Annotated in this window: 7 protein-coding genes; 1 reads left to right on the top strand and 6 read right to left on the bottom strand. The window is 69.8% G+C overall.

The genetic code is table 11. The features are described from left to right. From AB0C20_RS21750 to AB0C20_RS21725, 6 genes are all read right to left on the bottom strand, one after another. A partial coding sequence (locus AB0C20_RS21750; RefSeq protein WP_357568610.1) for an acyltransferase family protein occupies positions 1–466 on the bottom strand: 466 nt, incomplete at its 3' end. Between the two features lie 128 nt (positions 467–594). After that, entirely contained in the window at positions 595–1,755 is a 1,161-nt protein-coding gene (gene wecB / locus AB0C20_RS21745; protein ID WP_357180348.1) for a UDP-N-acetylglucosamine 2-epimerase (non-hydrolyzing), read from the bottom strand. Positions 1,756–1,761: 6 nt separating this feature from the next. Beyond that, on the bottom strand, positions 1,762–2,625 hold the full coding sequence (locus AB0C20_RS21740; protein ID WP_357180350.1) for a choice-of-anchor P family protein: 864 nt from the start codon (positions 2,623–2,625) through the stop codon (positions 1,762–1,764). A gap of 6 nt (positions 2,626–2,631) precedes the next feature. After that, the gene (locus tag AB0C20_RS21735; RefSeq protein ID WP_357568609.1) at positions 2,632–4,188 is read right to left on the bottom strand and encodes a glycosyltransferase; all 1,557 of its coding nucleotides are present in this window, start codon (positions 4,186–4,188) and stop codon (positions 2,632–2,634) included. After that, positions 4,178–4,720 (bottom strand): hypothetical protein, encoded by a 543-nt coding sequence (locus tag AB0C20_RS21730; RefSeq protein ID WP_238682446.1) that lies wholly within the window; start codon positions 4,718–4,720, stop codon positions 4,178–4,180. The genes AB0C20_RS21735 and AB0C20_RS21730 overlap by 11 nt, the downstream gene beginning before the upstream one ends. Beyond that, positions 4,717–4,866: a peptidase gene (locus tag AB0C20_RS21725; RefSeq protein WP_088989215.1), complete on the bottom strand. Its 150-nt coding sequence runs from the start codon at positions 4,864–4,866 to the stop codon at positions 4,717–4,719. The genes AB0C20_RS21730 and AB0C20_RS21725 overlap by 4 nt, the downstream gene beginning before the upstream one ends. A 188-nt stretch (positions 4,867–5,054) precedes the next feature. Here AB0C20_RS21725 and AB0C20_RS21720 point away from each other — a divergent pair, with 188 nt between their 5' ends. Beyond that, positions 5,055–6,101 (top strand): LCP family protein, encoded by a 1,047-nt coding sequence (locus AB0C20_RS21720; protein ID WP_357568608.1) that lies wholly within the window; start codon positions 5,055–5,057, stop codon positions 6,099–6,101. Positions 6,102–6,128: the final 27 nt, after the last annotated feature.

Below are 6,128 nucleotides of genomic sequence, written 5' to 3'. Positions count from 1 at the left end.
CCAGCAACCCCGAGATGGGGAACTGCTCCATCGAGGCGAGGACGTTCGTCGTGACGTAGTCGAAGGGCCCCTCAGGGTGCCCCCAGAACCCGTCGAGGTTGCCGTTCTCGTACAGCGCCGCCAGCGGCGCGAAGACGAACGCGGTGACCAGCAAACAGGCCCACAGCCCGGGGAAGACCCGCAGGACACGGGCGCGGACGTACTGGCGCAACGTGGAGCGCAGCGCGCTGTCGGTGATGAGGAATCCCGAGATCAGGAAGAATCCGTACAGGCAGAGGGTGCCGAGGTCGCTCTGGCGGCCGAAGGTGGCCGCGCCGAGGTTGTGCTGGCCGAAGCCGAGCGGACCGGCGTGCGCGATGATCACGCCACACGCCATCGCCAGGCGCAGGACGCCGAAGGCGTTGTGCTGGGCGGAGTATCTGCCCTGCAGCGTCGCGGAACGCTGCCCGTTCAACTTCGCCTGCACCTGACGACTCCTCTGATCACTGAACTGTTTGGACCGACGGATCGGAGCGCTGCCGATCGATGTGCCAATTATCAGTGGGTAAAGGAGGTTTGTCCGGAAATTGGGATGATTGTCCAGGTTGCCCGCCGTCAGCCGATGGCGGCGGTGGTGCGGCGACGCTGCGCGACCCGACGGGCCGGCACGTTCAGCAGCCCCGCCAGGGCAACGACTGAGCGGTCACTCGCCCGCCCGTCGCCGAACGGCGAGCCGACGACGGCGGCCCGCCCGCTGGCAAGGTGGCGCAGCCCGGCCGACAGGAGCCGTTCGGGATCGGTGCCCACCAACTCACCGCGGCCCGGCGTCAGGGCCTCCGGACGTTCCGTGGTGTCCCTCGTGACCAACAACGGCACCCCCAGTGTGGCGGCCTCCTCCTGGAGCCCACCCGAGTCGGTGACGACAAGGTCGGCCGCCCGTAGCAGCCCGACCATCTGTGGATAGGGCAGCGGTGGCGTGACCCGGGCGTTGGTGACGCCCGCGAGGCCCGTGGTGACCTCCGCGCTGAGCTGCGGGTTCGGGTGGGTGACCATCACGATCTGGGCGTCGGGGCACGCTCGCGCCAGGCGGCGGAGCCCGTCGACAGTTGCCGCCACCCCGTGGCCCCAGTTCTCCCGTCGGTGCACAGTGGCCACCACCAGCTTGCGGGCCCTGTCGACCCACTCCGGTGCCTGGGCCATGCCGCGCTCGATCAGGTCGTGTAGGGCGTCCACGACGGTGTTGCCGGTCACCACTATCGCGCCGGGGCGAATGCCCTCACCGATGAGGTTCGCCCGGGCCGCCTCAGTTGGCGCCAGGTGCAGCGCGGCGATACGGGCGAGCATGGCCCGGTTGGCCTCCTCCGGGAAGGGCCGGTCCAGGTCGTTGGTCCGCAGTCCGGCCTCCAGATGGACGACCGGAACGTGCCGCCAGAACGCGGCAGTCCCGCCGGCCAGGGCGGTCGTGGTGTCCCCTTGCACCACGACCGCCGCTGGACGGTGGTGTGTGAGCAGCTCGTCGATTCCCGTGATCAGTGCCGCCGCCAGTTCGGCAAGCGAGCCGGTACGCCGTTGCGGACGCAGGCTCACCTCCGGGCGGAGACCGAACGGGGCGAGTGCCTCGGCGACGCGTCCCGGCTGTTGACCGGTATCCGCCACCCGTACCGTGAACCTCGGATCATCGAGGAGACGGCGGATCAGAGGCGCGGTCTTCACTCCTTCCGGCCTGGTGCCGGCGAGGATCAGGACCTCTCGCGGTGTCGAACTGCTCGCACACATGTCGGGTCAGCTCCTGGCAGCCGCGCGGCGACGCCGGAGGAGCGAGATCCCGCCGGTGGTGCCGGCCACGAGCGCGCCGAGACCGAGCGCGAGCGGTGCCCCGGCGAGCGGGATCACCGGAATGGGGGGCGCGACCGCGTTGGCCCCGCAGCTCGACGTGCCGATGGTGACTCCGGCCAACGCACCGCCGAGCGCCGTCAGGTTCAGCGCATTGACGGTGAGCTGGCCGACGCCCGAGCTGGACTGGCCGTTGAGGGTCAGGTCGATCAGCCCCGGGATGCTCAGCCCGGTGTTCGGCGCCGGGTTGACCGGCAGGCTGAGCAGGGTCGTCTCGATGCCCAGGATCGTCGAGACGATCCGGGCGTTGACCAGGCTCGCGGTGCCCGTCGCCGACGGGCTGCTGGTAGCGGTGCACGACGAGTAGATGGCGTCGGCGACGAGTGAGATCGTGGCGAGGCCGCTGGTCCCGAGGGTCAGCGTCACCCCGGCGCCCGGCGTGACGAGGCACGACCCGCCGGGACCGATGGTGATCGAGCCGCCGGTGCCGAGCACACCGGCGCAGGCCGCCGACGTGCCGTCGTTGAACGCCCGGACACTTTGGCTCAGCACACCGGCCGTGATGACGGTCTGCGCGCCGAGCACGGCCAGCGGGGGATTCTGGTTACCGGAGATCGACTCGGTGGTGCCGTCGTTGGTGGCAGACGCCGTGCCGGAGCTGGCGAGGCCACCACCGAGCAGGCTGATCTGAAGTGCCGAGGCGGACGACTGGGAGGTGTCGGCCATCGCCGGAGAGGCCGCCAGGACGACCATGGCGAGACCACCGGCCAGCACCGCTGCGGTGCGGGCGAGACCGGATCTAACTCGTGGCATAGATGTCTACTTTCTGGTGTGGGCGATTGCGGGGCGGTCTGTGGTGGGGGTGGTGAGGTGCGAGAGGTGACTGAGGTGCCGGGGCGGTCGGATCGACCGTGGCCCGTCGTTGCGGCCCGACCGGCGTGCCGGTTGGGCCCGTCGTGGCTGGGCCGGCACTGCGGCGCGACCCACTGCCGCCTGGCCGACGGCCACTCGACCCACGGCCCGAGCCGGGGCCGGTTGGGGCTGTGGATCGGCGGCACGGGCGGTCTTCTGCCAGTCCGTGCGGGCCGTCACCATGCGGGCGAAGGCCAGCCAGACCGCCAGTGACTGGGCGTAGCTGTAGAGCCAGTGGCAGACGCCGAGCAGCAGGGCCTTGGGTATCGACAGCTGCGGCTCACAGCGGATCCGGTAGACGATGCCCCACAGGGCGAACGGTCCGATGCCGAAGACGAGCACGAGCGGGGGTACGCCCCAGCCGCCACTGTTCCACCAGCCGCGCAGCCCACCCATCGTGTTGTCGATGTAGTAGGACATCACCACCAGGCAGGCGACGTAGATCGGTGTGCCGAGCAGCTGGGTCCACGGCGCGGCCAGGAAGTGGGCGATCTCCAGGGTGGCCGAGTTGCGGATGCGCGGCGAGCGCAGCACCTTGCCGAGGTAGCGGCCACACTGCATCGACCCCTGGGCCCAGCGGGTGCGCTGCCGCACCAGCGGGCGGATCCGGGTCAGCGCCTCCTGGGCCACCCAGCTCTCCGGGCAGTACTCGGTGCGACCGCCGGCCAGCAGGATGTGCAGGCCCAGCTCGAAGTCCTCCAGGAGGGCGCCGTGCCACGGTGTGCCGTGCTGATCGGCGATCTCGTTGAGCAGGGACAGCCGGGTGAACTGCCCGTTGCCGCCCATCGCCACGCTGCCGGTGCGTCGCCGTAGCGACTGCATGGCGGCGATCGGGGCGCGGAACTCCATGTCCTGTAGCCGGATCAGCAGCCGTCCCCAGCGACCGACATCGGTCGGCTGCGCGTACCGGCGCGGCGCGCACTGGAGCATCCGCACCTCCAGCTGTACCGCGCCGACCTGCGCCGAGCCGAAGTACTGACGGCCGGAGAGGGCGACCGGGCCCTGGGGGTCGAGTCGGCTGTCCGCGTCCAGGACCCCGACGATCACCCGGGTACGGTCCGCGTTGGCGGGCAACCACTGCTCGATGCGTTGCCAGGCGGCGTTGAGCGCGGCGCCCTTGCCCTGTCGCGCGTCCGGCAGTTGACGCTGGACGACGTGCACCCGCGGTTGGTCGGTGAACGCGGCCAGTTCGGCCAGTGTGCCGTCGTCGGACGCGTCGTCGACGCACCAGACGGTCGCCTGCGGGAAGTCGCAGAGCAGACGCCGCACGGTGTCGCCGATGACCGACGCCTCGTTGCGGCACGGCACGATGATGTGCCAGTCGAAGCCGTCCGGGCTGCCGCCCCGACTACGTCCGCTCTTCAGGTGGAACACCAGGATGCTCAGCACGTACGCGCAGAAGCTGACGCACAGCAGGAACGCCGCGGTGTTGAGCAGGGCGAGCGACTGCGTCTCAGTGGACACCGGCGACCGTCCCGGAGATCCGCTTGGTCCGGCTGACCAGGACCACGAAGAGGATCGTGACGGCGATCAGACCGGCGGTCGTGATCACCGAGCCGATCAGCACGTGGCTGCGTTCGTAGCCCAGTTTGAAGCCCCAGGTCTGCATCGAGACCACCACCGCGCCAAGTCGGAGCTGGTTCACAGTGACCAGCAGCACGACGGCCATCGCCAGGGCGTTGAGTCCACGCGTCAGCGAGATGCGGCGGAAGCCGACCAACGTCGACGCGAGCACGATCGGCGGGATCAGCAACATGGCGACCGAGCAGCCGCTGGAGACCATGAAGCCGACCCAGCGCTCGTCCAGTGGGAAGATCACGGCCGCGCCGATGGACTTGGTGTCCGCCAACCCGACAGCGTTGACGAGATGAGCGTTCAGCCACGCCTCAGCGCTGGCGATGTCGTGCCACCGCCAGAGCATGGCGACGGCGGCGGCGACTCCGATCAGGCCACCTGCGCTGGCGCGCAGCCACGACCCGCGTCGGGCACCTGTCATCGCTCGCGGCCCAGCATGGCGACGAGCCACAGTGCCAGACCCAGCACTACCAGCCCGACGCCGACCAGCAACCAGGACTGAACGGCAACCCCGGTGGCGGCAAGGCCACCTCCGATGTGTGGCCCCTTGGTGGGTACTCCGTACATGCCAACTCCCTCGCTAACTCGAAGGCCAGAATGGCACCGCAGAATCGGGCAAAGAGGATAAAGCGGCATAGAGACCCTAAAGAGTGATTAAATGCTTCATGAGTGTGGCAGGCGGGTGATCCGAACGGCTGCATCCCTTGCCCCGCAACAGGTTCAGCGTCCCGAGAGTTCGTGCAGAGGTGGTCAAGATGGTGACCGGTATCCCCGGCCGCACGGTCACGCCGGCGCCGTCGAGGTGGCGGGCGATGGCAGGCTGGAAGAAGGCGGGCCTCGCCCTGCTCCTGATGTTCGGCGTGCTCTGCGCGGGCCTCGTCACCGTCGGCTTCGGCCTGAAGCACCGGTACGAGAGCCGCGTGCAGCGCGAGGACATCCTCGGTCAGGGCACCCACGACGACCGCCGGTGGGAGTCGGGCCCGCTCAATCTCCTGCTGCTCGGGTCGGACTCCCGCGACGGCGAGCCGGACCAGGCCCTCTACCCCGGGCAGCGGTCGGACACCATCATGCTGGTGCACGTCAACGCCGCACGGGAGGCGGCCACCGTCGTCTCCATCCCCCGGGACAGCTACGTCGACGTGCCCGCGGCGGGGCAGACCTGGGCCGGCGGTCCCAACAAGATCAATGCCGCGTTCGCGTTCGGCGGGGCCGCGCTGGCCGCCGAGACTGTCGCCAAACTCACCGGGCTACCACTCGACGGCGTGCTGGTGGCCAACTTCGCTGCCGTCCGCAAGCTGGTGGACGCTGTGGAAGGGATCAACGTGTGCCTGCCGTACACCGTCAAGTCCTCGGACACCGGCGCCACCTGGCCCGCCGGCTGCCACGACCTCGACGGTAAGGCGGCCGACGACCTGATGCGCCAGCGGCACGGCGTGCCCGGCGGAGATTTCGGCCGCATCTACGACCAGCAGCTCGTGGTACGCGCCCTGGCCGAGCGGGTCACCGCGACCAACCTGCTCACCAGCCCGACCCGACTCGACCGGGTGCTCACCACCGCTGCCGAATCGCTTGTCGTCGACCGCGACCTGAACCTCACCGACCTCGCCCTCGTGCTGCGCAAGGTGAAGCCGGAGACGGTCCAGTTCGTCACCGTCCCGTTCAGCGACGCGAACCTGCAGACGCCGGCCGGGTCCGCGGTGCGGCTGGACGAGGTCCAGGCTCCGGCGCTCTTCGCCGCCCTACGCGAGGACCGGGTGGCGCAGTGGGTCGCGGCCAACCCGCAGACACCACCGGCCAACTGAGCACGGGCACGAAGACGGCGGGTGGGA

The organism is Micromonospora sp. NPDC048843, from assembly GCF_040649965.1.
In the GTDB taxonomy this organism is placed as follows: Bacteria; Actinomycetota; Actinomycetes; order Mycobacteriales; family Micromonosporaceae; genus Micromonospora; species Micromonospora hortensis.
The sequence above is the reverse complement of the archived record's forward strand: the minus strand, read 5'-3'. Positions and strand labels throughout refer to the sequence as shown.